The 26,410-nt window shown below is 68.8% G+C and carries 24 protein-coding genes; 12 read left to right on the forward strand and 12 right to left on the reverse strand.

Annotated elements, in window-relative coordinates; all coding sequences use genetic code 11:
* The first annotated feature begins 9 nt into the window (after positions 1-9).
* From I6H87_RS22495 to I6H87_RS22510, 4 genes are all read left to right on the forward strand, one after another.
* The gene (locus I6H87_RS22495; RefSeq protein ID WP_010811673.1) at positions 10-486 is read left to right on the forward strand and encodes a (2Fe-2S)-binding protein; all 477 of its coding nucleotides are present in this window, start codon (positions 10-12) and stop codon (positions 484-486) included.
* Entirely contained in the window at positions 476-1,213 is a 738-nt protein-coding gene (locus I6H87_RS22500) for an SRPBCC family protein (RefSeq protein WP_010811672.1), read from the forward strand. Before I6H87_RS22495 ends, I6H87_RS22500 begins: the two co-directional genes overlap by 11 nt.
* Before the next feature lie 102 nt (positions 1,214-1,315).
* Positions 1,316-2,167, forward strand: a complete 852-nt coding sequence (locus I6H87_RS22505; protein WP_010811671.1) for an IclR family transcriptional regulator — start codon at positions 1,316-1,318, stop codon at positions 2,165-2,167.
* A gap of 38 nt (positions 2,168-2,205) precedes the next feature.
* Entirely contained in the window at positions 2,206-3,222 is a 1,017-nt protein-coding gene (locus I6H87_RS22510; protein WP_010811670.1) for a tripartite tricarboxylate transporter substrate binding protein, read from the forward strand.
* On the opposite strand, the gene I6H87_RS22515 is transcribed toward I6H87_RS22510, so the two are convergent.
* From I6H87_RS22515 to I6H87_RS22530, 4 genes are all read right to left on the reverse strand, one after another.
* The gene (locus I6H87_RS22515; RefSeq protein WP_010811669.1) at positions 3,209-4,048 is read right to left on the reverse strand and encodes an IclR family transcriptional regulator; all 840 of its coding nucleotides are present in this window, start codon (positions 4,046-4,048) and stop codon (positions 3,209-3,211) included. The two genes, I6H87_RS22510 and I6H87_RS22515, sit on opposite strands and share 14 nt — an antisense overlap.
* A 69-nt stretch (positions 4,049-4,117) precedes the next feature.
* On the reverse strand, positions 4,118-5,254 hold the full coding sequence (locus tag I6H87_RS22520) for an FAD-dependent monooxygenase (RefSeq protein WP_011616783.1): 1,137 nt from the start codon (positions 5,252-5,254) through the stop codon (positions 4,118-4,120).
* 575 nt (positions 5,255-5,829) lie between these two features.
* Positions 5,830-7,065, reverse strand: a complete 1,236-nt coding sequence (locus I6H87_RS22525; protein ID WP_011616784.1) for an acyl-CoA dehydrogenase family protein — start codon at positions 7,063-7,065, stop codon at positions 5,830-5,832.
* A gap of 45 nt (positions 7,066-7,110) precedes the next feature.
* Positions 7,111-8,262 carry an acyl-CoA dehydrogenase family protein gene (locus tag I6H87_RS22530; protein WP_010811666.1) on the reverse strand — a complete coding sequence of 384 codons (1,152 nt, stop codon included), beginning with the start codon at positions 8,260-8,262 and terminating at the stop codon, positions 7,111-7,113.
* 254 nt (positions 8,263-8,516) lie between these two features.
* On the opposite strand from I6H87_RS22530, the gene I6H87_RS22535 reads away from it, so the two are divergent.
* Both I6H87_RS22535 and I6H87_RS22540 read left to right on the forward strand, forming a co-directional pair.
* Positions 8,517-10,064, forward strand: a complete 1,548-nt coding sequence (locus I6H87_RS22535; protein ID WP_011616785.1) for an AMP-binding protein — start codon at positions 8,517-8,519, stop codon at positions 10,062-10,064.
* A 157-nt stretch (positions 10,065-10,221) separates the two neighbouring features.
* A complete protein-coding gene (locus I6H87_RS22540; RefSeq protein WP_011616786.1) occupies positions 10,222-12,984 on the forward strand; it encodes a winged helix-turn-helix domain-containing protein in 2,763 nt (920 codons plus the stop codon).
* A gap of 37 nt (positions 12,985-13,021) precedes the next feature.
* Here I6H87_RS22540 and I6H87_RS22545 read toward each other — a convergent pair whose 3' ends face one another.
* Positions 13,022-13,693, reverse strand: a complete 672-nt coding sequence (locus I6H87_RS22545) for a nitroreductase (protein WP_011616787.1) — start codon at positions 13,691-13,693, stop codon at positions 13,022-13,024.
* 34 nt (positions 13,694-13,727) lie between these two features.
* On the reverse strand, positions 13,728-14,603 hold the full coding sequence (locus I6H87_RS22550; RefSeq protein WP_010811662.1) for a crotonase/enoyl-CoA hydratase family protein: 876 nt from the start codon (positions 14,601-14,603) through the stop codon (positions 13,728-13,730).
* A 216-nt stretch (positions 14,604-14,819) separates the two neighbouring features.
* Here I6H87_RS22550 and I6H87_RS22555 point away from each other — a divergent pair, with 216 nt between their 5' ends.
* From I6H87_RS22555 to I6H87_RS22565, 3 genes are all read left to right on the forward strand, one after another.
* Entirely contained in the window at positions 14,820-15,791 is a 972-nt protein-coding gene (locus I6H87_RS22555; protein WP_010811661.1) for an NAD(P)H-dependent flavin oxidoreductase, read from the forward strand.
* Positions 15,792-15,795: 4 nt separating this feature from the next.
* A complete protein-coding gene (locus tag I6H87_RS22560) occupies positions 15,796-16,266 on the forward strand; it encodes a PaaI family thioesterase (protein ID WP_010811660.1) in 471 nt (156 codons plus the stop codon).
* Positions 16,267-16,412: 146 nt separating this feature from the next.
* Entirely contained in the window at positions 16,413-17,588 is a 1,176-nt protein-coding gene (locus I6H87_RS22565) for an acetyl-CoA C-acetyltransferase (protein ID WP_011616789.1), read from the forward strand.
* A gap of 173 nt (positions 17,589-17,761) precedes the next feature.
* Here I6H87_RS22565 and I6H87_RS22570 read toward each other — a convergent pair whose 3' ends face one another.
* The 4 genes from I6H87_RS22570 to I6H87_RS22585 all read right to left on the reverse strand — a co-directional run bounded on the left by I6H87_RS22570 (position 17,762) and on the right by I6H87_RS22585 (position 21,138).
* Positions 17,762-18,436, reverse strand: a complete 675-nt coding sequence (locus I6H87_RS22570; RefSeq protein ID WP_010811658.1) for a histidine phosphatase family protein — start codon at positions 18,434-18,436, stop codon at positions 17,762-17,764.
* Positions 18,437-18,633: 197 nt separating this feature from the next.
* Entirely contained in the window at positions 18,634-19,320 is a 687-nt protein-coding gene (locus I6H87_RS22575; protein WP_010811657.1) for a TetR/AcrR family transcriptional regulator, read from the reverse strand.
* 157 nt (positions 19,321-19,477) lie between these two features.
* On the reverse strand, positions 19,478-20,212 hold the full coding sequence (locus tag I6H87_RS22580) for a VIT1/CCC1 transporter family protein (RefSeq protein WP_011616790.1): 735 nt from the start codon (positions 20,210-20,212) through the stop codon (positions 19,478-19,480).
* Positions 20,213-20,235: 23 nt separating this feature from the next.
* A complete protein-coding gene (locus I6H87_RS22585; protein WP_011616791.1) occupies positions 20,236-21,138 on the reverse strand; it encodes a LysR family transcriptional regulator in 903 nt (300 codons plus the stop codon).
* Positions 21,139-21,236: 98 nt separating this feature from the next.
* On the opposite strand from I6H87_RS22585, the gene I6H87_RS22590 reads away from it, so the two are divergent.
* From I6H87_RS22590 to I6H87_RS22600, 3 genes are all read left to right on the forward strand, one after another.
* Positions 21,237-21,878: a glutathione S-transferase family protein gene (locus tag I6H87_RS22590; RefSeq protein WP_010811654.1), complete on the forward strand. Its 642-nt coding sequence runs from the start codon at positions 21,237-21,239 to the stop codon at positions 21,876-21,878.
* Positions 21,879-21,932: 54 nt separating this feature from the next.
* Entirely contained in the window at positions 21,933-22,907 is a 975-nt protein-coding gene (locus I6H87_RS22595) for a pyridoxamine 5'-phosphate oxidase family protein (RefSeq protein WP_011616792.1), read from the forward strand.
* Positions 22,908-23,042: 135 nt separating this feature from the next.
* Positions 23,043-24,050 carry a Bug family tripartite tricarboxylate transporter substrate binding protein gene (locus tag I6H87_RS22600; protein WP_010811652.1) on the forward strand — a complete coding sequence of 336 codons (1,008 nt, stop codon included), beginning with the start codon at positions 23,043-23,045 and terminating at the stop codon, positions 24,048-24,050.
* Between the two features lie 36 nt (positions 24,051-24,086).
* Here the strand turns inward: I6H87_RS22600 and I6H87_RS22605 are convergent, their stop codons facing one another.
* The gene (locus I6H87_RS22605; RefSeq protein ID WP_010811651.1) at positions 24,087-24,527 is read right to left on the reverse strand and encodes a hypothetical protein; all 441 of its coding nucleotides are present in this window, start codon (positions 24,525-24,527) and stop codon (positions 24,087-24,089) included.
* 113 nt (positions 24,528-24,640) lie between these two features.
* Positions 24,641-26,236, reverse strand: a complete 1,596-nt coding sequence (locus I6H87_RS22610) for an exonuclease domain-containing protein (RefSeq protein WP_041688015.1) — start codon at positions 26,234-26,236, stop codon at positions 24,641-24,643.
* Positions 26,237-26,410: the final 174 nt, after the last annotated feature.

Below are 26,410 nucleotides of genomic sequence, written 5' to 3' on the forward strand. Positions count from 1 at the left end.
GGAATCCCCATGAACCAAGTCAGCATCGAACTCACCGTCAACGGCGAGGAACACCAGGTGGAGGTGCCGGCGCGGCGCCTGCTGTCCGACCTGCTGCGCGACGACCTGAACCTGACCGGCACCAAGCGTGGCTGCGAGACCGGCATCTGCGGCGCCTGCTCCGTGCTGGTCGACGGCGAGGTGGTCAAGTCCTGCCTGATGCTCGCCGTGCAGGCGCGCGGGCGCCATGTGATGACGGTGGAGGGGCTGGCCGCCGACGGCCAGCTGCATCCGCTGCAGCAGTGCTTCATGGACAACGGCGGGCTGCAGTGCGGCTATTGCACGCCGGGCTTCCTGATGGCCTCGTGCGCGCTGCTTGCCAATAACCCCAACCCGACCGAAGACGAAGTCCGGCACGGCCTGAACGGCAACCTGTGCCGCTGCACCGGCTATGTCGGCATCGTTGAATCGGTCCTGTCCGCCGCGGAGAAAATGCGTGGAAATTGAAAAGACCCTGGTCACCGCGGCGCCGCCGGCGCGCGTGTGGGAGCTGCTGCTCGACCCCAACGTGATGGGCGCGTGCGTGCCCGGCATGGAATCGATCGAAGTGCTGAGCGATGTCGAGTACATCGCCCATATGGCGGTCAAGATCGCCTTCATCAACGCGCGCTTCCGGCTGCATACGAAGATCGTCGAGACGCGCGCGCCGCATTACCTGCGCACCGAGGGCACCGGCGAGGACGACTCGGTGGCCAGCTCGCTGCGCCAGTCGAGCGAGCTCTTCCTGACCGCCCTGGACGATGGCGGCACGCAGCTGCGCATCAGGGTGGAGGTGGACGTGCTGGGCCGGCTGGGCACTTTCGGCCTGAGCGTGATGAAGACCAAGGCCGACCGCATGTGGGACGAGTTTGGCGCCAACCTGCTGGCGCGGCTGTCGCCGCAGGGGGCGCAGGCAGCGCCCGAGCCGGCGGCGAAGTCCGCACCTGCGGCACCGGTTGCATCGGCCGCGGCTGCCAACGGCCATGCGGTGCTGCCGACACGGTCCGCGCCCGCACCCGCCGCCGGCGGGCTGTTCTCGCGGCTGTTCGGGCGCGGCGAGGCCGCGCGCGGGCCGCTGTCGGACATCTGCGTTGAGCTTCGCCGCAGCGACGAGACCATCGTGGTGCGGTGGCCCGCCGCCCAGGGCGAGCAATGCGCGGCCTGGCTGCGCGACTACCTGCGCCCAGGGGCATAGGCGGAGCCAGGGCGGGGTCTGCCGGCAATACGGGTACCCTACGGGGTGCAGGCGTGATATATGAGAGCGTTACGCCAAGACCGAATATTGCAGAGACAGACCATGACGACCGATTCGCCGCAGGAAGACACGCAGGAAAGCGGCCAGGAGGGCGCCCCGGAGAGCGCCCAGGAGAAGTACATCGTGCCGGGGCTGGAGCGCGGCCTGCGGCTGCTGGCCGAATTCAGCAGCCGTGAGCGCACCTTGTCGGCGGCCGAGCTGGCGCGCCGGCTCAAGGTGCCGCGTTCGACCGTGTTCCGGCTGCTGGCCACGCTGGAAATGATGGGCTTTGTCGAGCGCACCGACGGCGGGCGCGAATTCCGCCTGGGCATGGCGGTGCTGCGGCTGGGCTTTGACTACCTGGCCTCGCTGGAGCTGACCGAGCTGGGCCGCCCGCTGCTGGACCGGCTGCGCGACGAGATCCACTATCCGTGCAACCTGGTGGTGCGCGACGGGCGCTCCATCGTCTATGTGGCCAAGTCGGTGGCCTCGCGCCCGTTTGCCAGCACCGTCAACGTTGGCACCCGGCTGCCGGCGCATGCGACCGTGCTGGGCCGCGTGCTGCTGGAAGACCTGTCGCTGGCGGAACTGCGCACGCTGTATCCGGAAGAGCGCCTGGAGGTGTATTCCGAAAGCACGCCGCGCACTGTCGAAGAGCTGTACGACATGGTCCAGCGCGACCGCCAGCGCGGCTATGTGCTGCATGAAGGGTTCTTCGAGGCCAGCATCTCCACCATCGCGGCGCCGGTGCGCGACCGCAGCGGCAAGGTTGTGGCGGCGCTGGGCGCGACCATCCCGGCCTCGCGCATCGATCCGGACCAGCTCGACAATGTGGTGGAACAGGTCAGGCGGGCGGCGGCCGAGCTGTCGAGCCTGCTCGACTACCGGCCGGAGGTGCCGAAACCGTTCGCGTGACGGCAGCGCGCGCCGCCAGCCATCCATTGGGAAGCAATATGCAGCAACGCAAGACATACAACAGGCCGCCGCGCCGGCGGCAATGGCTGGCCGGCACGGCGCTGGCCGCTGCGCTGGCGGCGTGCGTGCCGTGGCAGGCGGCGCAAGCCGCCGGCTGCGCCAATGTGCGCATCGTGGTGCCGTTCCCGGCCGGCGGCCCGGCAGACCAGCTCGCGCGCACGCTGGCGCACGGGCTGCAGCAGCGGCGCGGCACGCCGTTCGTGGTAGACAACAAGCCTGGCGCCAACGGCAATATCGGCATCGACACGGTGCGGCGCGCGCCGGGCGACGGCTGCACGCTGCTGGTGGCCCCGGCCGGCAACCTGACCATCAACCCCACGCTGATGCCGGCGCTGAGCTACAACGTCGAGCGTGATTTCCGGCCGGTGTCGCTGCTGGCGGGCTCGCCCAACGTGCTGGCGGTGCATCCGTCAGTAAAGGCGAATTCCGTGCAGGACCTGGTCAGGCTGGCACAGCAGGCAGAGAAGTCCGGCAAGCCGCTGGGCTACGCCAGCCCGGGCGTCGGCAGCGGCCTGCACCTGGCCGGCGAGCTGTTCCGCAACAAGGCCGGCATCACGCTGCTGCACGTGCCCTACAAAGGCACCACGCAGGCGCTCAACGACGTGGTGGGCGGACAGGTGCCGATGCTGTTCGGCACGTGGCCGACGCTGGCGCCGTTTATCCAGTCCGGCGCGCTGCGCGCGCTGGCGGTGACGCAGTCCAGGCGCTCGCCGGCCGCGCCGAACGTGCCGTCGCTGGCCGAGCAGGGCGTGCCCGGCATCGACGTCAGTTCCTGGTATGCGCTGCTGGTGCCCAGGGCCACGCCGCAGCTGGCGGCCGATGCGCTCAGCGCCGACGTGCGCGCGCTGCTGGCCACGCCCCCGGTGCGGGCCGAGCTGCAGCGCCAGGGCATGGAGCCGGTGGGCAGCACGGCGCAGGCGCTCGAGGCCCGCATCCGCGAGGAAACCGCGGCGTGGGCGAAGCTGATCAAGGCGTACGGGATTACCGCGGAGTAGCGGCGCTGCGGTATCCCATCAGGCCCGACAGGTCGCGCGCGGCCTGCCTGACTTCCTTCTCCACGCGCTCGCGCAGCGCGCCATCGGCTTCAAAGCGCTGCTGCGGTCCCGCCACGCTGATCGCGGCGATCACGTCGCCGTCGGCGCCGCGCACCGGTGCCGCGCAGGAATCGATGCCCGGTTCATAGGCGGAAAAGCTCCAGGCGCAGCCGCGTTCGCGATCGGCGGCAAGGATATCAGCCAGCCGCGCGTGCGTGGCCGGGCTCTGGCCGGTGACCGTCGGCAGGGGATCGGATCCCAGCAGCTCGCGCAGCGTCTCCGGCGGCAGCTCGGCAATCAGCATCCGCCCCGGCGTGGTCAGGTGTGCGGCCACGCGGCTGCCGACCTGGATATTGCTGACCAGCGAGGCCGCGGGCATCTGCCGCAGCAGGTAGAGTGCATCGCCGCCATCGCGCACGGCCAGGTAGGCCGACAGCTGCAGCGATGCGCTCAGCCGGGCCAGCACGCGTGCGGCAAAGCTGGTCAGGTCATTGCTGGCCAGCACGCGCGAGGCCAGCTTCAGGAAGTTGAAGCCGACCTGGTGCCCGCCTTGCGGCAGGCGTTCCACCATGCCCTCATGCTCCAGTGTATCCAGCAGCCGCATCACGGTGACGCGGTTCACGTCGATGCGCCGGCCCACTTCGCTCAGGTTGGCGGTGGCGCCGCCCTCGGCGATGAAGCGCAGCAGGCGCAGGCCGCGGATCACCGGCGAGACCAGCTGGGCTTCGCGGGCGTCTTCGGTATCGCCATCGTCGGCAAGGTCAGGCTGTGGGCGGGATTTGGGCATGGTGGTGTCTGCTGTCAACGGAAAACGGCCGCGCAGGCGGCCGTGCTGGCGGAAACGATCGGCGCGGCTTCAGCCGAGGGCGACGTTCCAGGCGTCGTAATCGTACACCCAGTCGGCATTGCCGCCTTCCTTCAGCCAGGCATTGCCGCGCGAGCCGATCTGGATGCGGCTGGTGCGTTCGTGGCGCGCGGCCTGGTAGCGTGCCAGCGCGGCGGGCACGCCTGCGGCACCGCCGGGTGCGGCATCGGCAAGGCAGCGCGCCAGCACCACGCCGTCTTCAATCGCCATGCCGGCGCCTTGTGCCATGAACGGCATCATCGGGTGGCAGGCGTCGCCCATCAGCGTGACCGGGCCGGCGCACCATGCCGGCAGCGGGTCGCGCACGTACAGCGCGGAGATCAGCACCTCGTCGCAGGCATCGAGCAGTGCGCGCGCCTCGGGGTGGAAGCCGGCATAGGCGCTGCGCAGGTCTTGCACGCGGCCCGGCGTGGTCCAGGACTCATGGCGCCAGGCTTCCTGTGCGACGGTGGCGAAGATAAAGATGTCGCGGCCGCGGTTGAGCGGGAAGGTGACGATCTGTGTGGCGGCGTCGGGGCCCCACCATTTGGTGAAGGCGCCCAGGTTGGGCACGCCGGCGAGGCGCTCGGCGGGAACGACCGCGCGGTAGGCCACCACGCCGGTGAAGATCGGGCTTTCCTGGCCGAACAGGGCGGTGCGCACGGTCGAGTGGATGCCGTCGGCGCCGACCAGCACATCGACGCGCTCCTCTGCGCCACTGGCGAAGCGCAGCGTGGCGCTATCGGCATGCGGCTCGATCGCCACGGCCTTGTGGCCAAGGCGCACGCATTCGGCCGGCACGGCGGCTTCCAGTGCGGTCATCAGGTCGGCGCGGTGCATGGTCAGTTGCGGGGCGCCGTAGCGGCGCTCGGCGTCTTTCTGCATCGGCAGGCGGGAAGTTTCTTCGCCGGTGTCCCACGTGCGGCTGATGCGGTGGCTGGGGCGTGCGGCGGTTTCGCGCAGGGCGTCGCCGATGCCTAGCCCGTCGAGGACGCGCACGGCGTTGGGGGTCAGGTTGATGTCGGCGCCTACGCGGGCGAAGCGGGGGGCTTGTTCGTAGACGATTGCGTCCATGCCGAGCTTGCGCAGTGCGATGGCTGCGGCGAGGCCGCCGATGCCGGCGCCGTTGATTCCGATCTTGAGGGGCATTTAGTCTACCTGCTTGGTTGTGTTCAAAAATGAACTATATGTTCATAAAAATATATGAGCGCAGGTGTAGCCAGTCAATTAAGGGTGAACCCTAGGGAGTGGTTTTCAGTCCTTTGGTGGGGATGGAGTTGGGGCAATGCGGTCGGTTTGTGGCTTCTGGCAGCGTGGCTGTTTCGCCGGCGTGGCCGGCGAGTCACTTTTTGTCCGAGCGACAAAAAGTAACCAAAAAACGCGTCGCCTATGCGGCTGGCAATCAATTCCGCGGCGTTGGTGGTTCGAGCGGTGGTGCTTGCCGTTTGGGCGTGGGTGCCCGTTCGACCCTGCTACGCCATGTGAGTGTGGGGCAGTGCCTGCGTTAACCCACTATTGGACGATCCCCATGCAGGGTGTAGGCCGCCTGCTGCCGACCGTATCGCGGGGACGCCTACGGCTGCTGCGCAGGCTCAAAGTGCGCTGTCGGTTTTTTCTGCGTTTGCGCGGGGCGCAGCCGAAGGCGTTGATGCGATATCGCCAAGTCCCAAAAAAGCAGCCGCACACGGCGGCTGCTTTTGAAACCATGGCTGGAACAGAACCGTTCAAAGCCCCAACACAAGCTTGGCAATGATATTGCGCTGGATCTCGTTAGACCCCCCGTAGATCGACGCCTTGCGATAGTTGAAATAACGCGGCGCCAGCACGGCTGCATAATCCGGCCCGACACGCGGCGCGGCCTCGCGCCCTTGCAACGCAGCCCACGTATCCTGCACGAACGGCAACGCCGCCGGCCCCGCGGCTTCCACCGCGAGTTCGCTTGCTGCCTGCAGGGTTTCAGTGCCCGTGAGCTTCAGCATGCTCGACGCGGCCCCGATCGAGGTCCCGGATTCCACGCCTGAGAACACCCGCAACTCAACCGCTTCCAGCGCGGCAGCACGCAGGTGCAGCGCCGCCAGCTTGCGGCGGAAGGCGGGATCGTCCAGCAGGCGGGCACCGTCGTCGGCAGGCTGCTCCGCGGCAATCTCCGCGATCTTCGACAGTTGCTTGCGCAGCATCGGGCTATATGTACCGCCGCGCTCGAACTCCAGCAGGTACTTGGCATAGGTCCAGCCCTTGCCTTCCTCCCCGATGCGGTTTGCCACCGGCACGCGCACGTTCTCGAAGAAGACCTGGTTCACTTCCTGCTGGCCGGTCATGGGACCGTCCAGCGTCGGCAGCGCCGACACCGTGATGCCGGGCGTATGCATGTCGAGCAGCAGGAACGAAATCCCTTCCTGGCGCTTCGATTCGCGGCTGGTGCGCACCAGGCAGAACATCCAGTCGGCCCACTGCGCATGCGTGGTCCAGATCTTGGAGCCATTCAGGATGTAGTGCTCGCCGTCGCTGTCGGTGCCGTGGTCGGCGCGCATCTGCAGCGAGGCCAGGTCGGAGCCGGAGTTGGGTTCGGAATAGCCCTGGCACCACCACACGTCCGAGCTCAGGATCGGCGGCAGGAAGCGCTGCTTCTGCTCGGGCGTGCCGTACTTCATGATCACCGGCGCCACCATCTTCAGGCCCATTGGCGACACTGGCGGGCAGCCGGCGGCGGCCAGTTCCGACTGGAAGATAAAGCGCTCGGTCGGGGTCCAGCCCGGCCCGCCGTATTCCTTGGGCCAGTTCGGCGCGGCCCAGCCGCGCGCGTGCAGCGCCTTCTGCCAGCGCAGCTGCGCGGCCTTGTCGAGGTAGCCGTTCTTGGACTGCGCCATCATCGCGCGCAGGTCGGCGTCATAGGCCTGGGCGATCCAGGCGCGCACGTCTTCACGGAACTGCTGATCTTGCGGGGAGAAATCGAGATTCATCGACGGGCCTCGCTGGGTAATCGTCTGGGTTCGGGGATGCCGGCTTCAGGCCGCGGCCAGGGCGGGGTAGAGCAGGTCGGCGTAGCGGCGCAGGTGGTGCTCGGCCGAGCCCAGCTGCAGGTCGATCGCGGTGACGCGCTTGAAGTAGTGGCCCACGGCCAGCTCTTCGGTGACGCCCATGCCGCCGTGGATCTGCACCGCCGCCTGGCCGACAAAGGCACCGGCCTGGCCGGCCTGGATCTTGGCCGCGCACGCCGCCTGGGCGCGTGCCTGCGGCGCGCTGGCAGCCTGCATCGCCGCCACCTGGGTCAGCGCCACGGATTGCTCCAGCTGCACGTACATGTCGGCCATGCGGTGCTGCAGCACCTGGAAGGTGCCGATCGGCACGCCGAACTGCTTGCGCTGGCGCGCATAGTCGATGGTGTCGGCCAGCATGCGCGCCATCGCGCCATTGGCTTCGGCACAGAGCGCGACCATGGCTTCGTCGCACAGCTGTTCGATCAGGGCAAAGGCTTCGCCTTCCGCGCCGATGCGCTGGCTCGCCGGCACCTGCACGTTGTCGAGCAGCACCTCGGCAGCACGCAGGCCGTCGAAGGTCGGGTACTCGCGCAGCGTCACGCCCGGCGTGTCGCGCGCAATCCAGAACAGGCTGATGCCGTCCCGGTCGCGGCGCGCGCCGGAGGTGCGGGCGCTGACCACCAGGTGGGTGGCGAACGGCGCGCCGACCACGGCGTGCTTGTGCCCGCTCAGCTTGTAGCCGTTGCCCTGGCGCGTGGCGCCGGCCTGCACGTCGTGGCGGCAGTAGCGGCTGGCGGGTTCGGCGTGGGCCCAGGCGGCGGTGGCTTCGCCGCCGATGATGGCCGGCACCCACTGCGCGGCCAGCTCGGGGCTGCCGTGCATCAGCGCGCCCCCGCCCAGCACCACGGTGCCCAGGTAGGGCTCCAGCGCCAGGTGGCGGCCCAGTTGTTCCATCACGATCATGTGCTCGGCCGCGCCGCCGCCCAGGCCACCGAGCGCCTCGGGGTAGGCCGCGCCGAGAATGCCGAGCTCGCGGGCGAATGCGCGCCAGCAGTCCGGGCGCCAGCCCGCGGCGGACTGCACGGCAGCGCGGCGGGCTTCGAAATCATAGTGGTCGGCCAGGTAACGCGCGAGCGTGTCGCGCAGCATCGACTGTTCTTCGCTGAACTGGAAATCCACCTTGGCTCCTTCGGAATGGGGGTGAGGCGTGATTGCAGTAGTCTGGCGGGCATCATCCTGCCAGGCCGCCCGGTGGCGCATCGTCGCATCGGACGAAGCTGTTCCGGCGCGAACGCAGCCCTTTTTTGTGGCACTGCGGCAAAACGGTGGCGGTGCCGCTTCGTCGCTTCCGACGATGGTTGAACCGGCTGGGGTTCCGAGAATGCGGTACCGGCATCCGCCAACACACCGACACCCTCGAGGAGTCCAACGCCATGCATCCGCACATCCACGCGCAGCGCACACCCGAAAAACCAGCCGTCATCATGGGTGGCAGCGGCGCAGTCGTCACCTACCGCGAACTGGACGAACGCTCGAACCAGGTCGCCCACCTGTTCCGCAGCCAGGGACTGCAGCCCGGTGACCGCGTGGCGTTCATGGTCGAGAATCATCCGCGCCTGTTCGAACTGTGCTGGGGCGCGCAGCGCAGCGGCATTGTCTATGTCTGCCTGAGCACGCGGCTGAACGTGGCCGATGCCGCCCACATCATCAATGACAGCGGCGCCAGGCTGCTGGTCACCACGCACGCGCAGGCCGAGGTCGCGGCAGCCCTGGCCGGGCAGACGCCGGCCTTGCGCGGCAGGCTGATGCTGGACGGCACAATGCCGGGCTATGACGCGTACGAGACCGCGCTGGCGCGCTGCCCGGCAACGCGCATCGATGACGAAGTGACCGGCGGCGACATGCTGTATTCGTCCGGCACCACGGGCCGGCCCAAGGGAGTGTATGCGCCGCCATCAAGCCCGAATATCGACGATCCCACGACCCTGACCAGCCTGTGCCAGCGGCTCTATGGCTTCGATGCCGAGACGCGCTACCTGTCGCCCGCGCCGCTGTACCACGCGGCGCCGCTGCGCTACAACATGACCGTGCAGGCGCTGGGCGGGACCGCGGTGGTGATGGAGCATTTCGATGCCGAGCACTATCTGCAGCTGGTGCAGCAGCACCGCATCACGCATACGCAGCTGGTACCGACGATGTTCTCGCGCATGCTCAAGCTGCCCGAGGCGCAGCGCCAGGCCTATGATGTGTCGTCGCTGCGCGTGGCGATCCACGCGGCCGCGCCGTGCCCGGTGCAGGTCAAGGAAGCCATGATCGCGTGGTGGGGGCCGGTGATCTGGGAGTACTACGCCGGGACGGAGGGCAACGGCGTGACCGTGGTCAGCACGCCGGAGTGGCTGGAGCGCAAGGGCACGGTGGGCCGGGCCATGGTCGGCAAGCTGCGCATCTGCGGGCCGGACGGCGCGCTGCTGCCGCCGGGCGAATCGGGCACGATCTACTTTGCCGAAGGCCGCGACTTTTCGTACCACAACGACGAGGCCAAGACCGCGGAGTCGCGCCACCCGCAGCAGCCGGACTGGAGCACCATCGGCGATGTCGGCTACGTGGATGCGGACGGCTACCTGTACCTGACCGACCGCAAGGCCAACATGATCATCTCCGGCGGCGTCAACATCTACCCGCAGGAGGCCGAGAACCTGCTGATGACGCATCCCAAGGTGATGGACGTGGCCGTGATCGGCGTGCCCAACGAGGACTTCGGCGAAGAGGTCAAGGCCGTGGTGCAGCCCGTCGACATGAGCCAGGCCGGTCCCGAGCTGGCCGCGGAACTGATCGCGTTCTGCCGCGCCAACCTGTCGGCCATCAAGTGCCCGCGCTCGGTCGACTTCGCGTCCGAGCTGCCGCGCCTGCCGACCGGTAAGCTGCTCAAGCGGCTGCTGCGCGACCGCTACTGGGGCGGCCACGCCAACAAGCTGGTGTAGGGCCGTCTGCCGCTGCCCGCATTTTCGCGAGTGCGGCGGTTTACGTCATAATCCTCCGTTACATCACAGCCACGGCCCGCCTGCCTGCATCCGCAGCGCGGGCGGGCGCATCGCGCGGCCTGCAACGGCAGCGATGTGCGGGAGACGACAACAGCCAATGGCAAGTATCGAGGAGACCGGACGGCGCGCGCCGCCGCCCGCCGGCGCCGCATCGCTGGCGGCCAAACTGCGTCCGCCGCTGCTGACCCCGTTCCAGGTCGAGCGCGCGGCGATCTGCGAGACCGTGTGCGCGGCCGGTTTCGTCAAGCTTGTGCTGGTGCGTGCACCGGCGGGCTTCGGCAAGACCACGGCCATGCTCCAGTGTCGCGCGCGCCTGGAGGCCGCGGGCGGGCGCACCGCCTGGCTGACGCTGGATCGGTCGGACAATGATGCCTCGCGCTTTCTGGGGTCGGTCGAAGCTGCCATCGCGCAGGGCCTGGGCGGCGGCGGCCCCGGCCGGTCCGCGCACGCGACGCTGGCACAGGATCCCGGCGAGCAGGCGCTCGCGCTGATCGACCGCCTGGCCAGCCATAACGGCGCCTTCACGCTGTTCCTCGATGATTTCGAAGCGATCCAGAACGCCGCCGTGACCGGGCTGGTCTGGCAACTGGTGGAAAGCCTGCCGCCCGGCTGCCGCGTGGTGATCGGCACGCGCTGGGTTCCGGAATCCGGCCTGGGCCGCCTGCGCGCGCGCGGCGAGCTGCTTGAGATCGAACCCGCGCAGCTGCGTTTTTCCGCCAGCGAAACTGCATCCTTCCTGCGCCGTGCGCGCGGGCTGAAGCTGGAGCAGGCGGCCATCAGCGTGCTGCACCGGCGTACCGAGGGCTGGGCCACGGCATTGTGGCTGGCGTCAGTCGCGCTGGAGCGGCGCAGCCAGCCAGAGGGTTTTATCGCCGGCTTCTCCGGCTCCAACGCGGCGATTGCCGACTACCTGGTCGAAGACGTATTCCTGCACCTGCCCGAGGCGGTGCGCGACTTCCTGCTGCGCACCTCGATCCTGGACCAGTTGTGCGGACCGCTGTGCGACGCCGTGTGCAAGCCCGCGACAGCTGGCAGCAGCGACGAGATCCTGGCCTGGCTGGAGCGCGCCAACCTGTTCCTGCTGCCGCTGGAGAGCGAACGCTATGGCGAGCGTGGCTCCGGTGCGGCATCGGAGCAGTGGTACCGCTATCACAGCCTCTTTTCCGGCTTCCTGCGCGGCCAGCTGGCGCAGGCCATGCCTGACGCCGTGCCGCAGCTGCACCTGTCGGCATCGCGCTGGTATGAGTCGCAGGGGCGCCCGGTGCCCGCCATCGAGCATGCCTTCGCGGCCGGTGCGCTGGCGCGCGCGCTGCCGTTGCTGGACGGCGCCGCGGACGACCTGCTGGCGCAGGGCCGCATGCGCCTGCTGACGCGCTGGCTGGAGGCGGTGCCGGCGGAAGAACTGGCGCGCTGGCCCAAGCTGCAGATCGCGCGCGTGTGGGCGGTGTCGTTCACGCGCGGCCCGGCCGAAGCCATCGCCCTGCTGCAGCAGATCCCCACCGAGGGCGCGGCCGGCGACCTGCTGGCGCATATCCGCGCGCTGCGCCACATGCTGCTGAACATGATGGACCGCTTCGACGATGCGCGCGCCTTCGCCCGCAATGAGCTGCCGCCGTTGCCGATGGGCTATGCCTTCCCCGATGCGATCCTGGGCACGTCGATGGCACGCCTGGCTGCGGTCGCCGGCGACTACCCGGAGGCGCGCCGGCTGCTGCAGGTGGCACGGCACGCGGTGCGAGGCTCGGACAGCAATTTCAACAAGATTTTCTCGGAATCGGTCGAAGGGCTGATCGACCTGCGCCAGGGGCGGCTGCAGCAGGCGCTGGCGCGGTTTCGCATCGCCGCCAGCACGATGCTGCCGAACCGCTTCGGGCCCACCAACGGCAATGCCATGGCCGGCATCCTGCTGGCCGAAGGCCTGTACGAGAGCGGTGATTCCGAGCGCGCCAGCCGATTGCTCAACGTCTACCTGCCGCTGTCGCGCGACCTCGGGCTGCCTGACCAGATCATCACCGGGCACACGGTGCTGGCCCGCATTGCCTTCGAGCGCGGCGAAGCCGACCAGGCGCATGAATGGCTGGCGCAACTGGAAGCGCTGGGGCACCACCGCGGGCTGACGCGGCTGGTGATGGCGGCAATGCTGGAGCGCGCACGGCTGGCACTGCGCCAGGGCAATGTTCACGCGGCGCAGGAGGCGATCGAACGCGCCGCCGATCCGGCGCTGTGGCGCACGCGGCCCGGGGTCAGCTCCTTTGCCAGCGATGTCGAGGACATCACCCTTGGCCGGCTGCGGCTGGACCTGTATGCGCGCCCGGGCACGCCGGTGCGCGAGGTCATCGAGCGCGAGCTGGCGGCTGCCGCCGGCAACCAGCTGATGCGCCGCGCGCTCAAGCTGCGCATCCTGCTGGCGCAGGCGTGCCAGCGCACCGGCGACGGCGCGCACGCGCTGGTGGTGATGGGCGAGGCGCTGCGTTTCGGCGCTGCCGAAGGCTTTGTCCGCATCTTTGCCGACGAGGGCGACGATGTGCGCAGGCTGGTGGCCGATGCCTGCTCGCGCCAGTCGGCCAGCCTGCCTGCCCCCTATGTGGAAAGGCTGCTGCAGGCCTGCGGCCAGGCCGGGAGCGAGCAGGCCGCCGGTACCGGCCGGCCGGCGCCGGCGGCGCTGGTGGAGCCGCTGACGCCCAAGGAGCAGAAGGTGCTGCAACTGCTGGCCGAGGGCTATTCCAATGTGGCCATGGCCGAGCGCCTGTTCGTGTCCGAAACCACGGTGCGCACGCACCTGCGCAATATCAGCGCCAAGCTGCACGCCAGCAACCGCACCCAGGCGGTGGCCATTGCACGCCAGCTCGGGCTGCTCTGAGGCCGCGCGCGCAGGTCAGCCCGCGCGCGCTTGCGGCTCAGATGCCCATGAACTCCGTGAATTCCTCCAGCGGTGCGCGCACGGAACGCAGCTGGTTGGCGGGCGCCTCGGGGTCTTCGTAGCCGATCGCCATGCCGGTGAACAGCATCCGTTCGGCCGGCAGCGACAGGAACTTGCCGAGGGTCTGCGGGTACATCGCCCAGCATTCCTGCGCGCAGCTGTCCAGCCCTTCTTCACGCAGCAGCAGCATCACCGTCTGCAGGTACATGCCCAGGTCCGACCATTGCGGCGGGCCCATGCGGCGGTCCACGGTGCAGAACAGCGCCAGCGGCGCGCCGAAGAAGGTGAAGTTGTTGGCAAACTGCGCCAGCCGCCGCGCCTTGTCCTCGCGCGGGATGCCGAGGTAGTGGTAGAGCGCCTCGCCCACCTGGAAGCGGCGGTCGCGGTAGGGCGAGACCAGCTCGCGCGGGTAGATGTCGTACTCGCGCTCTTCACCCGCGGGCGCCTGGGCGATGCGCTTGCGCATGATGGCGCGCAGCCCCTCCAGGGCCTCGCCGCCGATGACATGGATATGCCAGGGCTGCAGGTTGCCCCCCGAGGGGGCGCGCGCGGCGGCGTCGAGCACGCGGCGGATGGTGTCGGGCGCAACGGCCCGGGGCAGGAAGCCGCGGACGGACTTGCGACTGGCGACGGCTTGGCTGACTTTCATGCGAATTCCGGAAAAGTTGATCGACGGGCGCGCTTCAGATGAAGGGCGGCTCGCTGGTCCAGTCGAAGAAGTCCGGCATGTCGTGCGACACGGTTTCCGGGAAGGCGGCGGGACGCTTCTCCAGGAAGGCGCTGACGCCTTCCTTGACGTCGGCGGAGCGCCCGCGCGACTGGATCGCGCGGCTGTCGAGCTTGTGCGCTTCCATCGGGTGGCTGGCGCCGGCCATGCGCCAGATCAGCTGGCGCGAGATCGCTACCGAAACCGGCGCGGCATTGGCGGCGATCTCGCGGGCAATGGCCTGGGCGGCAGGCAGCAGGTCTTCCGGCGCGTGCAGCGAGCGCACCAGGCCGCGCTCATGCGCTTCCTGGGCCGAGAACACGCGGCCGGTATAGCACCATTCCAGCGCGGTCGAGATGCCGACCACGCGCGACAGGAACCACGACGACGCCGCTTCGGGCGTGATGCCCCGGCGCGCAAAGACAAAGCCGAACTTGGCGTCGGTCGACGCCAGCCGGATATCCATCGGCAGCTGCATGGTCACGCCCACGCCGACCGCGGCGCCGTTGACCGCGGCGATCACCGGCTTGAGGCTGCGGAAGATGCGCAGCGACACGCGCCCGCCACCGTCGCGGTGCGCGCTGTCGGGGCTGGCGCCATAACGCTTCTCGAAGTCGAAGGTGGAGCTGCCGCCGGACAGGTCGGCGCCGGCGCAGAAGGCGCGGCCCGAGCCCGTGACGATCACGGCACGCACGTTGTCGTCGGCATCGGTGGCGTCGAACGCGGCGATCAGTTCATGCATCATCTGCGCGGTGAACGCATTGAGCTGGTCCGGGCGGTGCAGGGTGATGGTGGCGACACCGTCTGCAACGGCGTAGCGCAGGGTTTCGAACGAAGGCGTGGCTTGCGTCATGGGGGGCTCCTGCCGGGATTGCTGCGAATATGGGAGGAAGTGTGCCGGGGCGGGGCGCCGGCACGGGGCTCGGTCAACACTAGTGCAGAATGCGCCGCCCGCAATCGTCGCTTCCGACGAGGCTCGGAATCGGCACCTGGCCGTAGACTGACCCCGATCAAGCGGCAGGGCCGGCACTACCGCGCGCCTGCCGGCGCAGACAGCAAAGGGACAACCATGAAGACACGAATCACCGAACTGCTTGGCATCCGCTACCCGATTATCCAGGGTGGCATGCAATGGGTTGGCTACGCCGAGATGGCCTCCGCGGTTTCCAACGCCGGCGGGCTGGGCATCCTCACGGCGCTGACGCAACCCACGCCCGAGGCGCTGGCCGAAGAGATCCGCCGCTGCCGCGAGATGACCGACAAGCCGTTCGGCGTGAACCTGACCCTGCTGCCGTCGATCAACCCGCCGCCGTACGCGCGCTACCTCGACGTCATCATCGAAAGCGGCATCAAGGTGCTGGAAACCGCCGGCAACAACCCCAAGGAACATATCGCGCGCGCCAAGGCCGCCGGCATCAAGGTGATCCACAAGTGCGTGGCGGTGCGCCATGCGCTGTCGGCCGAGCGCCTGGGCGTGGACGCGGTGTCGATCGACGGCTTCGAGTGCGCCGGCCACCCCGGCGAGGACGACGTGCCCGGCATGGTGCTGATCCCGCAGGCGGTGCGCAAGCTGTCGATCCCGGTGATCGCCTCCGGCGGCATCGCCGACGGACGCGGCATGGCGGCGGCACTGGTGCTGGGCGCCGAGGGCGTCAACATGGGCACGCGCTTCTGCGCCACGCGCGAGGCGCCGATCCACGACAACGTCAAGAAGGCGCTGGTGCAGGCCAGCGAGCGCGATACCAACCTGATCTTCCGCACGCTGCACAACACCGCGCGCGTGCTCAAGAACGCCGTGTCGGACGAGGTGGTGAGCATTGAACGCCGCCCGGGCGGCGCGCAGTTCGAGGACGTCAAGCACCTAGTCGCCGGCGTGCGCGGCAAGGCGGCGCTCAAGGCGGGCGAGACCGACAGTGGCATCATCAGCGCCGGCCAGTGCGTGGGCCTGATCGACGACGTGCCCAGCTGCGAAGAACTGATCACGCGCATGGTGGCCGATTGCCGAGAGCACCTCAGCGTGGCTTCGCGCTTCTTTGCCTGACGCCATGGCCGAGGCTGAAATCGAGCGGGCGATGACCCAGGCCATCGCCGCGCCGGGCGAAGCTGCCGGCGGGGACGTGCCGGAGGGCTTCGTCCCGCTGCGCAGCATGAGCGGCTACATGGCAGGTTTCGGCCAGCTCTACCTGCATGCGGAGCGCCGCACGCTGGCGGTGCGCATCGACGAGAGTCACCTGAATAACCTGGGCATCCCGCACGGCGGCATGCTGGCGACGCTGGCCGATACCGCCATCGGCATGATGATGTCGCTGGAAACCGGGCGCTCCAAAAGCGCGGTGACCGTCAACCTGAGCCTGGACTACCTGGATTCCGCGCGCCTGGGCGACTGGGTCGAGGCCCGCGTGGAGTTCGACAAGCTCGGCTCGCGCCTGCGCTATGGCACCTGCCGGCTGGTCAGTGGCGAGCGCTGCCTGCTGCGCGCGACCGCAATCTTTGCAGTGCTGGCGCCGCGCACCTGAGGCCTGCGGCAAACTTCGTCGCTTCCGACGACGCTTGCCACCACCCGCGGCGCAACAATGCAAAGCGACACTGCCGGCGCCAGATGCCGGCACTCCGGACAACACCATGGCTGCCCCGGCAGCCTGCACCGAACCAAGGAGATCACATGGCAGAGGCATATATCGTCGCGGCGGTCCGTACCGCCGGCGGCCGCAAGGGCGGCAAGCTGTCGGGCTGGCATCCGGCCGACCTGGCCGCACAGGTGCTGGACGCACTGGTGGAACGCACCGGCGCCGACCCGGCGCTGGTCGAAGACGTCATCATGGGCTGCGTGAGCCAGGTCGGCGAGCAGGCCGGCAACGTGGCGCGCAATGCCATCCTGGCCTCGCGCCTGCCTGAAAGCGTGCCCGGCACCTCGGTGGACCGCCAGTGCGGTTCGTCGCAGCAGGCACTGCACTTTGCCGCGCAGGCAGTGATGTCGGGCGCGATGGACATCGTCATCGCCGCCGGCGTGGAAAGCATGACGCGCGTGCCGATGGGCCTGTCGTCGCAGCTGCCGGCCAAGAACGGTTTCGGTGTGCCCAAGAGCCCCGGCATCGAGGCGCGCTATCCCGGCGTGCAGTTCAGCCAGTTCACCGGCGCCGAAATGATTGCGCGCAAGTACGACCTGTCGCGCGAGCAGCTGGATGCCTACGCCCTGCAGAGCCACCAGCGCGCCATCGCCGCCACCAAGTCGGGCCGCTTCACCGCCGAAATCCTGCCGGTGGAAGTGCGCACGGCCGACGGTGCCAACGGTGAAATGCACACCACTGACGAAGGCGTCCGCTATGACGCCACGCTGGAAAGCATCGGCAGCGTCAAGCTGATCGCCGAAGGCGGCCGCGTGACTGCCGCTTCCGCCAGCCAGATCTGCGACGGCGCCGCCGGCCTGATGGTGGTCAACGAGGCCGGACTGAAGAAGCTTGGCGTCAAGCCGCTGGCGCGCGTGCACGCCATGACGGTGATCGGCCATGATCCGGTCGTGATGCTGGAAGCGCCGCTGCCGGCCACGGAAGTCGCGCTGAAGAAGGCGGGCCTGCGCATCGGCGATATCGACCTGTTCGAAGTCAACGAAGCCTTCGCCCCGGTGCCGCTGGCCTGGCTGAAGGCCACCGGCGCCGATCCGGCGCGCCTGAACGTGCATGGCGGCGCGATCGCGCTGGGCCATCCGCTGGGCGGCTCGGGCGCCAAGCTGATGACCACGCTGGTACATGCGCTGCATACGCACGGCAAGCGCTACGGCCTGCAGACGATGTGCGAAGGCGGCGGGCTGGCCAACGTGACCATCGTCGAGCGCCTGTAAAGCTGTGAGAGTCGCCGCGTGCCGCACAGGCACGCAGCGCATGGATCGCCGCAGCAAGGAGTAGTAAAGGGAGAAGGACCGGCGGCGCGGGCATGTCAGAGTGCCCGCGCCAGCAGCCGGAAAAGGGGGCCGCGATTTTCGCGGCTTTTCTTGTTTGCGGTGTGTCGCGCGCGTCAGGCGAACGTCACTGCGCTGCGCCGGTCGGCGCGTTCCAGGTGCGGCACGTTGTTGAAGCTCAGCAGCCGCTGCACGCCGCGGCCGACGATGATCTCGCAGAACGCCGTATTGCGGAATTGCAGGTTCATCTCGATGGCGGCCTGTGCAGGTGCGCCAAGCAGGTCGGCCGTGGCGCGGCCGATGGCGCCACCGGAGCTCACCACCAGGATGGCATCCTCGCGCGTCATGCCTTCGCTTGCGTGCGCCAGGGCGCCGGTAATGCGGGCGCCGAAATCGGCCCAGCTCTCGGGCATCTCGGCCAGCCCGTCCTGGGTCCATGCGGCGTAGGCCGCGCGGAAGGTGCGCCAGTAGTCGTTGTAGTCGCCGTTCTGGTGCGCGCGGTGGTCGGCGCCGCCGGTGTGGCAACGGTACAGCGCCTCGCCGTCGTATTCGTTCAGGCCCGCGTGCGAGACGATCGCTGTCTGCGGCTGACCCATGCCGGCCAGGATCTCGCTGGCGGTGTCCTGCTGGCGCACCAGCGTGCCGGACACCACGCGGCTGAAGCTGACGCCGCGCTCCTGGAAATACTCGCCCAGCCAGCGCGCCTGCTGGCGGCCGGTCGGCGACAGGCAATCGTAGTTGGCGGCGCCAAACGAGGCTTGTCCGTGCCGGACGAGGAAAAGCGTGGCCATGAGCGGTCCCGGTAAACGTGAGGCGGATAGGGCTGCGCCCGGCGCGTCGTTTTGCGGCAGGCCGGGGGCGCCGGGCACGGCGCCCGGCGTGGGCACATTCTAGGGAGGTCCGGCGCGCCAGCCAAGCAAGCGCTGCGCAATTCATGGCAGCCATGGCCTGGCTGCATTACCGCGGGTGGCGCGGGCCGGTGGTGTGCTCAGGCCGGCTCTGCGCAGGGGACGCCGAGATAGCCGGCCATCAGGCGGTTGAGTTCCGGGATCATCTGTTCGTCGTCGAGGTGCAGTGGGCCGGAATCATTGAGCACGGCATTGACCAGCACGCTGAACACCGCCTGCATGGCAAAGCGCACGCGCACCTCGGCGGTGTCGGCAGGCATCGCCAGCCGCGGCACCAGCAACTGCACCATGCGCTCCACGATGGCTTCGCCGCTCTGGCGGTGGGGCACCCATTCCTCGGGCCGCGTGGACGCATGCCGCAGCGATGCCCGGATCACGCCGCGGTTGGCCAGCGTGCCGAGCACCATGAAGCGCGTGGCCTTTTCCAGCAGCACCGGTGTCGGCACGTCCTCCCAGCGCTCCTGCGCCAGGTAGCGCTCAGTCGACGCGGCGGTTTCTTCCATGACCAGCGCACGCAAGGCCTCGAAATAGGCCATCTTGTCGCGGAAGCGCCCATAGAAGGCACCCACCGATACCTGGCATGCCGCGGCGATCTGGGCCACGGAAACGGCGGCAAAGTCACGCGAGGCAAGCAGTTCGCGGCCCGCGCCCAGCAAGGCCTGTTCGGTCTCGCGCGCACGGCGCTGGCGCGGCGGCTGCAGGATCGAGGGGGTATCGATACGGGGAAAGGAGGCGTTGGCGGTGAAGCCGGATTGGGTCGCTGACATTGGCACTCCGTATTCGAATTCTGATTCGAATTTGAAAATACCGGTGCGTGCCGCGACGCGTCAAGGATTTTGTCGGGTGGCAGCCCGGCGTGGCGGGTGGGTGGGCTGCGCCGGAGGTGGCGTTGCGGCGCGCATGTGCCGCTTGCCTCGGCGCGGGTCAGAGCGATCCGAACACGGTGCCCAGTCCGTAGGTGAAGGCTGCCGCCATGCCCCCGATCAGCACCTGCCGCAGCGCCGAGAACCATCCCGGGCGGCCATTGAACGACGAGGTGCCCCAGCCAACCAGGCCAAGGCCGGCCAGGCACGCGACGATGCTGCCGAACTGCGCCGATGGCCCTGCGGTCACGAGGAACGGCAGCAACGGCACCAGCGCACCGCTGCTGTACAGCACGAAGGAAATTACCGCCGCCTGCACCGGGTTGCCGCCGCGCTCCTGCGGGTTGATGCCCAGCACTTCGCGCGCAAAGGTGTCCAGGGCCGCGCGCGGGTTGCGCATGATCTCGTCGGCGGCACGCTCGGCATCGGCCGGCAGCACGCCCTTGCCCACAATCACCGTGACCAGCCGCTGTCGGGCCCGGATGGCATCATGCGCGAGCTCGTGCGCCATGTCGCGCAGGCGCTTGTTGTTCATCTCGCGACTGTTGGTCACCGACAGCCATTCGCCCAGCGCCATCGAGCAAGCGCCCGCCGCCAGGCCCGCCAGCCCGGCCAGGATGACGGCCTCGCGCGAGGCCGCCGCGCCCTCCAGGCCCATCACCAGGCAGAAGCTGGACACCAGCCCGTCGTTGACGCCCAGCACGGCTGCGCGCAAGGCGTTGCCGCTCGGTCGATGGAGCAGGCGCCGTACGCGGGTGCCGAAGCCGGTTGGAGTGGGGGCGCTCGACAGGGGCATGGTCCTTTTGCGATGGAGCGTTGTCAGTTGAAGCGCGGGCCCAGGTCATCCCGCATCCATTCGATAAAGGCGCGCGTGCGTGCCGGCAACAGTCGCGCATGGGGATAGATCAGCGATAGCGGCCATGCCGGTTGCTCGAAAGCCTCCAGCACGATGCGCAGTTTGCGTGCTTCGACCAGTTGCGCGACCTGATAGGACAGGAAGTGGCCGAAGCCCGCGCCTTCGGCACAGGCAGCCACGGCGGGCGCGGTCTGGTTGAATTCCAGGTTGCCGCTGACCTGCACGTGGAACTCCCGGCCGTCCTCCTGGAAGGTCCACCAGTGCGCGTGGTTGCCGGTGAAGCGCACGCAGTTGGCGCTGGCCAGTTCCTCGGGATGGCGTGGCACGCCGTGCTTGCGCAGGTAGGCGGGCGTGGCCACCACCACGCGGCGGATGCTGCCGACGGTCTGCGCCACCAGCGTGGAATCAGCCAGCGGGCCGATGCGCACCCCCACGTCCAGGTCTTCTTCAAGCAGGTTCACCACGCGGTCGGTGAATTCCATGCGGCAGCGCACGCGCGGATAGCGCTGCACGAAACGCGTGACCGCCGGCGCCACATACATCTGGCCGAACAGCACCGAGGCGGTCAGCGTGAGCTGGCCGCTGGGTTCGACATGGCTGGCGGTCAGGCCGGCCTCGACCTCGTCGATGGTGGCCAGGATGCGCCGGCAGCTGTCCAGGTAGCTGCGCCCCTCGCCGGTCAGCGACAGCCGCCGCGTGGTGCGGTTGAGCAGCCGGACCTGCAACTCGAATTCCAGCGCCGCCAGCGTGCGCACCACCGCCGGCAACGAGGTATGCAGCGTCGTGGCGGCTGCCGTCAGGCTGCCCTCGTCGACGATCCGCACAAAGGTCTGCATCGCGCGTAGCTTGTCCATGGCGCCACACATTACTCCATTCTTTGGAGTAGTCAAATATCAATTGCCCTATTTATTGCAACGACTTCGGCGCCCAGAATCCGGCTATCCCAACCGTTGAGGAGAGTGCCATGCAAGAAACCAATCGCCCCGCCAAGCCGCTGGTGCTGTACCGCTCGCCGGTGTCCGGCCACGCCCATCGCGCAGAACTGTTCCTGGGGCTGCTGGGCTTGCCCTGCCGGCTGGTGGACGTCGACCTGCGCGGCGGCGAGCAGCGCAGCGAGGCCTTCCTGCGCCTGAACCCGTTCGGCCAGGTGCCGGTGCTGGATGACGACGGCGTGGTCGTCGGCGATTCCAACGCCATCCTGGTCTACCTGGCCACGCGCTATGACGACGGCCGCTGGCTGCCGCGCGATCCGGTGGGCGCGGCGCGCGTGCAGCGCTGGCTGTCGGTGGCCGCCGGCGACATTGCCTTCGGGCCGGCGGCGGCGCGCCTGGGCGTGCTGTTCGGCAGGCCGGTGGCGATGGACGATGCCATCGCCCGCGCGCAGCGGCTGTTCACGCTGATGGAAATCCTGCTCGCCGGGCAGCCGTTCCTGGCGGCCGACCATGCCACCATTGCTGACGTTGCCGCCTACAGCTATATCGCCCGCGCCGAGGAAGGCAACGTGCCGCTGGCGCCGTACCCCGCGCTGAACGACTGGCTGCGCCGCATCGAAGCCTTGCCCGGCTTCGTGCCGATGCTGGTGTCGAAGGTCGGCCTGGCGGCGTAGCGCCTGCCGGACCCGCGTATCGCCAATCGATCCGACAAGGAAAAGGAGCTAGTCATGGATCTGCCCACATGGCCGCACGCCGGCCTGCCATTCCACGCCGGCGAACTGGCCGCCCAGGAGCGCGCCGGCAAGCGCGAACGCATGGCCGCGTCCGGCCCGCGGGTAATCCGTGGCGAGATGCCGGAGCAGCACCGCACGTTCTTTGCGCAGCTGCCGTTCCTGCTGGTTGGCGCCGTCGATGCCGACGGGCAGCCCTGGGCCACGATGCTGGCCGGGACGCCGGGGTTTGCGCATACGCCTGACGCCACCCACCTGCGTATCGACGCCGTGCCGCTGCCCGGCGACCCGGCGGCCCTGGCGCTGGCGCAGGGCGCGCGCATCGGCCTGCTCGGGATCGAGCTGCCTACGCGCCGGCGCAACCGCATGAACGGGGTCATCGTGGCGCGCGACGAGGGCGGGATGACAGTCGAGGTCGAGCAGAGCTTTGGCAACTGCCCGCGCTATATCCAGTTGCGCGACGTGAGCCTGGCCGAGCCGGCGCCCGCGCCGCCCGCCTGGCACGGCGACGCGCTGGATGAGCAGGCGGTGGCCTGGCTGCGCGGCGCCGATACCCTGTTCATCGCCACCAGCAACACCGCATCTCCGCAGGACGAGGGCGAGCACACCGGAGGCGCCGATGTCTCGCACCGCGGCGGCAAGCCTGGCTTTATCCGCGTCGACGAGGCCGGCACGCTGACGTTCCCGGACTTCAACGGCAACAACTTCTTCAATACGGTCGGCAACCTGCTGGCCAATCCGCAAGCCGGGATCGTGGTGCCGGATTTTGCCGATGGCTCGCTGCTGCATGTGGGCGGGCGCGCCGAGGTGATCTGGGAGGGCGATGAACTGGCGTCATACGCCGGCGCCGAACGGCTGGTGCGGCTGCATGTCGAGCGCGTGGTGCGGCGTGCGGCGGTATTGCCGCTGCGCTTCGGTTTTCGCGAATACTCGCCGGTGTTGGCGGACACGGGCGCGTGGCCGGTGCGTTGAGTCCGGTAGTCCGGGAGATTGTCATAAAAATGACATCAGAAAGTCACAAAAGAGTCACAATGGCGGCTGGCGACTGTTCGTAGCACCCGGAACCAGGGCGCTGGCGGGCAGCCCTGTATCAAGGAGAAATCAACCGTGGACAAGACGAAGAACAAGCCGCAAGCCCGCCGGGACATCCTGAGACACGCACTGCTGGCCCTGGCCGCCGCGCCGCTGGCACTGGCGGCGGGGACCGCGCAAGCGGCCTGGCCGGAAAAGCCGATCCGGCTGGTGGTGGCATTCCCGCCCGGCGGCCCGGTCGACACGCACGCGCGCCTGCTGGCCGAAAAGCTGCAGCCGATCCTGGGCCAGACCATCGTGATCGACTACAAGGCCGGCGCCGCCGGCAATATCGGCTCGGACAACGTCGCCAAGTCCGCGCCCGACGGCTACACGCTGCTGCTGGCCAACACTGGGCAGATGGCCATCAACAACTCGCTCTATCCCAAGCTGCCCTACAGCATGCCGAAGGACTTCGCGCCGGTGGCACGCACGGCGCTGATCCCGCTGGTGATGGTGGTCAACAACAACGTGCCGGCGCGCGACCTGAAGGCGTTCATCAGCTATGCCAAGGCCAACCCGGGCAAGCTGAACTTTGCCTCGGGCGGCAATGGCGGCATCTCGCACCTGATGCCGGAAATGTTCAAGCAGGCTTCGGGCACGTTCATCGTCCATATCCCGTACAAGGGCAGCTCGCCGGCGCTGACCGACGTGATGGGCGGCCAGGCGCAGATGATGGCCGACTCGATCCCGCTGTTCACGCAGTACATCAAGGCAGGCAAGGTGCGTGCGCTGGCGGTGACGTCGCCGCAGCGCTCTCCCGCGCTGCCGGATGTGCCGACGATGCAGGAGGCCGGGCTGAAGGGCTTCGAGGTGGTTGGCTTCTATGGCATGCTGGCGCCGGCGGGCACGCCCAGGGAGGTGGTCTCACGCCTGTCCGGTGCCTTGCGCACGGTGCTGGCCGACCCCGACACCAAGGCGAAGCTCGAGCAGCAGGGTGCCGAGCCCGCATGGCAGTCGCCGGAGGCATTTGCCGCCACGATCACGGCGGAGCAGAAGCGCTGGGGGCAGGCAGTGAAGGCGTCGGGCGCAAGTATCGACTGAGCCGGGCGGGCACCCGCGGGTGCCGTGGCTCATGGCTCAGCTGCGGCCCCGATATTTCAGGCTTGCGCAGTGGCCGACGAGCGCGGTGATGCAGCAGGCATCGCCGCGCCATTCGCCGCCGATGACGATGCCGTCCTGGCCGGTCACCAGCTTGCGCTGGCATTGGCCCGGTACCGGCGTGCGCTCCATGCCGGCATCGCGCGGGCCGCTGCCCGGGGGGCGCGCGGGCGCAATCGAATCGTTCCAGACATAGGCCGTGCCGGAGGGCAGGACCTGCACCGATTGCGGCGGACCCCACTGGCGCTTCGCCTCATCGACGGGGACGTTTTTCCAGGAATCGAAGACGTCCTGCATGGCGCTGGCCTCCAGGCCGGCGCAGGCACCGGTGATGGCAGCCGCCCACAAGACGGCCAGGCTTGCACGCACGCTGACGGCGCCGCGGGCCGTTTCGGCCGGAAGGATTGGGTTGGCTGGCATGTAGGCTCCGCATCGGCGCAGCCGGCTGCAAGGGCCGGCCTGTGCAGGCTAGCGGAGCCGCGTGCCTCGCTGCAAGCGTGCTCTGCGCGATGACGCACAGAGCGTGGCCGGCTTCAGTCGGAGACCAGGCCCAGGGGTTGCTGTGCGGCAGCCGGTGGCGCCTTGCGGGCAGTCTGTCCGGCCGGGATGCGTGCCGGGCGTGGCGCCCGGGCGGGGGCCTCGGGGGCGGTCAGCGTGAACGGCCTGTGCACGGACAGCGGCACCGCCTGCGGCATCCATTGCGCCAGCCGCGGCGCGAGGATCTGGTATGTATCGAGGTCGAAATGCGCTGGTGCTGCCGCCAACGCCTGCGCTTCTTCCAGCGTGGCTGCGCAGCCCAGGTAGCACCAGTCGTCGGCGACATGCCACCAGGTGCGTCCGTCGTGCTGCTCGCGCCAGGCAGCCGGGCCATCGAAGGGCCAGGGCATCAGCGCGATCGGCGCCAGCGCGGCGGCCAGCCGGGCGCGGTGCGCGCCCGACGGCTCGGCGCCGACGCAGGCACCGGCGCAGCGATGGACCTGGCGCGCAAAGCAGGGGCTGCCACGGCGGGTGGTTTTCTCCAGCGACAGCGTGGCCAGGCACAGGCCGTGTTCCTGCGCCAGCGCGCGCAAGCGAGCCTCGGCCGCGCCGCGGCTGCCGAACACGCCGAACAGGTCGCGATGCCGGCAGAAATCCGTATCTCGATCCGAGCGCAGGCGTGGCACCGGCAGCTGCTGCGGCAGTTCCCAGGCATAGAGCCGGGCATTGCGGCGCAGCAGCTGGTTGTGCACCGGCTGCATCGCCTTGACCAGCCGGGCTTCGAGCAGCAGCGCGCCGGTCTCGCCGCCGGTCTCGCGCCATTCCACACGGCGTACCAGCCGGGCCAGCCGCATATCCTTGCCGTACCGGTAGTCGCCGGAGAAGTGGGCGCCGATCCGTTGCCGCAGGTGCACGCTCTTGCCGATATAGAGTGGCACGTCCTGGTCGCCATAGAAGATATAGACACCGGGCGCCGCCGGCACGTCTTCCAGCGCGGTTTCGTCCAGGCCGGCCGGCAGGCTGGCCCGCCGCACCAGCGTGCGCACGGCCGATTCCACCAGGTCGACCGAATACGTGGCATGGATCTTCTGCCAGAACTGCCACAGCAGCTCGGCATCGGCCAGGGCGCGGTGGCGGCCCTTGGGCGTCAGGCCGAAGCGCGCGATCAGCGCATCCAGGCCGTGGCGTTCCACGGAGGGGAACAGCGAGCGCGACAGCCTTACCGTGCACAGCACGTCGGCCCGGAAGGTCACGCCGGCACGTCGGAAGGCGTTCTTCAGGAAGCCATAGTCGAAGCGCGCGTTGTGCGCCACGAACAAGCGGCCTTGCAGGCGTTCGGCAAGCGATTCCGCCAGTGACTCGAAGCTCGGCTGGCCGCGCACCATCTCTTCGGTAATGCCAGTCATGCGCTGGATGAACGGCGGGATCGACATGCCGGGGTCGAGCAGGGTGTCCCATTCAATGATGCCGTCCGGGCCGACTTCGACCACGCCGATCTCGGTAATGCGGTCGCGCTGGGCGTCCGCGCCGGTGGTCTCCAGGTCGACAAAGACAATAGGGCGCGACAGCGCCGCGGCGAGAGCTTGGGCGTCGAGCAGGCGCGCCCCGTCCGCTGGCAGGCGCGACGGCAGGTAGGTAGGCATGTCAGGCATTTGCCGATTCTAAGGCGGCGCTGATGGTGGCACGAAGAAGTTTTCAAAAACCCCTTGCCAACCCCGCTGCGGTCACTTAATATTCGCCCCCTCGCAACACACAACGCAGCGCTGCAAAGCAGACGCAGCAAGGGTTGCGGGGTCGACCGGGATGGTTGGCGCAGCGAAGTTTGC

Origin of the sequence: Cupriavidus necator (assembly GCF_016127575.1) — a bacterium.
Lineage (GTDB): Bacteria > Pseudomonadota > Gammaproteobacteria > Burkholderiales > Burkholderiaceae > Cupriavidus > Cupriavidus necator_D.

What these genes read in the sequence shown, in the direction of transcription:
- I6H87_RS22540 (WP_011616786.1), top strand. Translation starts at nt 10,222, where the DNA reads ATGGCAAGTATCGAGGAGACCGGACGGCGCGCGCCGCCGCCCGCCGGC.
- I6H87_RS22535 (WP_011616785.1), top strand. Translation starts at nt 8,517, where the DNA reads ATGCATCCGCACATCCACGCGCAGCGCACACCCGAAAAACCAGCCGTC.
- I6H87_RS22550 (WP_010811662.1), bottom strand. Translation starts at nt 14,603, where the DNA reads ATGACGCAAGCCACGCCTTCGTTCGAAACCCTGCGCTACGCCGTTGCA.
- I6H87_RS22575 (WP_010811657.1), bottom strand. Translation starts at nt 19,320, where the DNA reads ATGTCAGCGACCCAATCCGGCTTCACCGCCAACGCCTCCTTTCCCCGT.
- I6H87_RS22525 (WP_011616784.1), bottom strand. Translation starts at nt 7,065, where the DNA reads ATGAATCTCGATTTCTCCCCGCAAGATCAGCAGTTCCGTGAAGACGTG.
- I6H87_RS22515 (WP_010811669.1), bottom strand. Translation starts at nt 4,048, where the DNA reads ATGCCCAAATCCCGCCCACAGCCTGACCTTGCCGACGATGGCGATACC.
- I6H87_RS22610 (WP_041688015.1), bottom strand. Translation starts at nt 26,236, where the DNA reads ATGCCTGACATGCCTACCTACCTGCCGTCGCGCCTGCCAGCGGACGGG.
- I6H87_RS22510 (WP_010811670.1), top strand. Translation starts at nt 2,206, where the DNA reads ATGCAGCAACGCAAGACATACAACAGGCCGCCGCGCCGGCGGCAATGG.
- I6H87_RS22580 (WP_011616790.1), bottom strand. Translation starts at nt 20,212, where the DNA reads ATGCCCCTGTCGAGCGCCCCCACTCCAACCGGCTTCGGCACCCGCGTA.
- I6H87_RS22565 (WP_011616789.1), top strand. Translation starts at nt 16,413, where the DNA reads ATGGCAGAGGCATATATCGTCGCGGCGGTCCGTACCGCCGGCGGCCGC.
- I6H87_RS22605 (WP_010811651.1), bottom strand. Translation starts at nt 24,527, where the DNA reads ATGCCAGCCAACCCAATCCTTCCGGCCGAAACGGCCCGCGGCGCCGTC.
- I6H87_RS22555 (WP_010811661.1), top strand. Translation starts at nt 14,820, where the DNA reads ATGAAGACACGAATCACCGAACTGCTTGGCATCCGCTACCCGATTATC.
- I6H87_RS22590 (WP_010811654.1), top strand. Translation starts at nt 21,237, where the DNA reads ATGCAAGAAACCAATCGCCCCGCCAAGCCGCTGGTGCTGTACCGCTCG.
- I6H87_RS22520 (WP_011616783.1), bottom strand. Translation starts at nt 5,254, where the DNA reads ATGCCCCTCAAGATCGGAATCAACGGCGCCGGCATCGGCGGCCTCGCC.
- I6H87_RS22505 (WP_010811671.1), top strand. Translation starts at nt 1,316, where the DNA reads ATGACGACCGATTCGCCGCAGGAAGACACGCAGGAAAGCGGCCAGGAG.
- I6H87_RS22570 (WP_010811658.1), bottom strand. Translation starts at nt 18,436, where the DNA reads ATGGCCACGCTTTTCCTCGTCCGGCACGGACAAGCCTCGTTTGGCGCC.
- I6H87_RS22595 (WP_011616792.1), top strand. Translation starts at nt 21,933, where the DNA reads ATGGATCTGCCCACATGGCCGCACGCCGGCCTGCCATTCCACGCCGGC.
- I6H87_RS22560 (WP_010811660.1), top strand. Translation starts at nt 15,796, where the DNA reads ATGGCCGAGGCTGAAATCGAGCGGGCGATGACCCAGGCCATCGCCGCG.
- I6H87_RS22495 (WP_010811673.1), top strand. Translation starts at nt 10, where the DNA reads ATGAACCAAGTCAGCATCGAACTCACCGTCAACGGCGAGGAACACCAG.
- I6H87_RS22545 (WP_011616787.1), bottom strand. Translation starts at nt 13,693, where the DNA reads ATGAAAGTCAGCCAAGCCGTCGCCAGTCGCAAGTCCGTCCGCGGCTTC.
- I6H87_RS22585 (WP_011616791.1), bottom strand. Translation starts at nt 21,138, where the DNA reads ATGTGTGGCGCCATGGACAAGCTACGCGCGATGCAGACCTTTGTGCGG.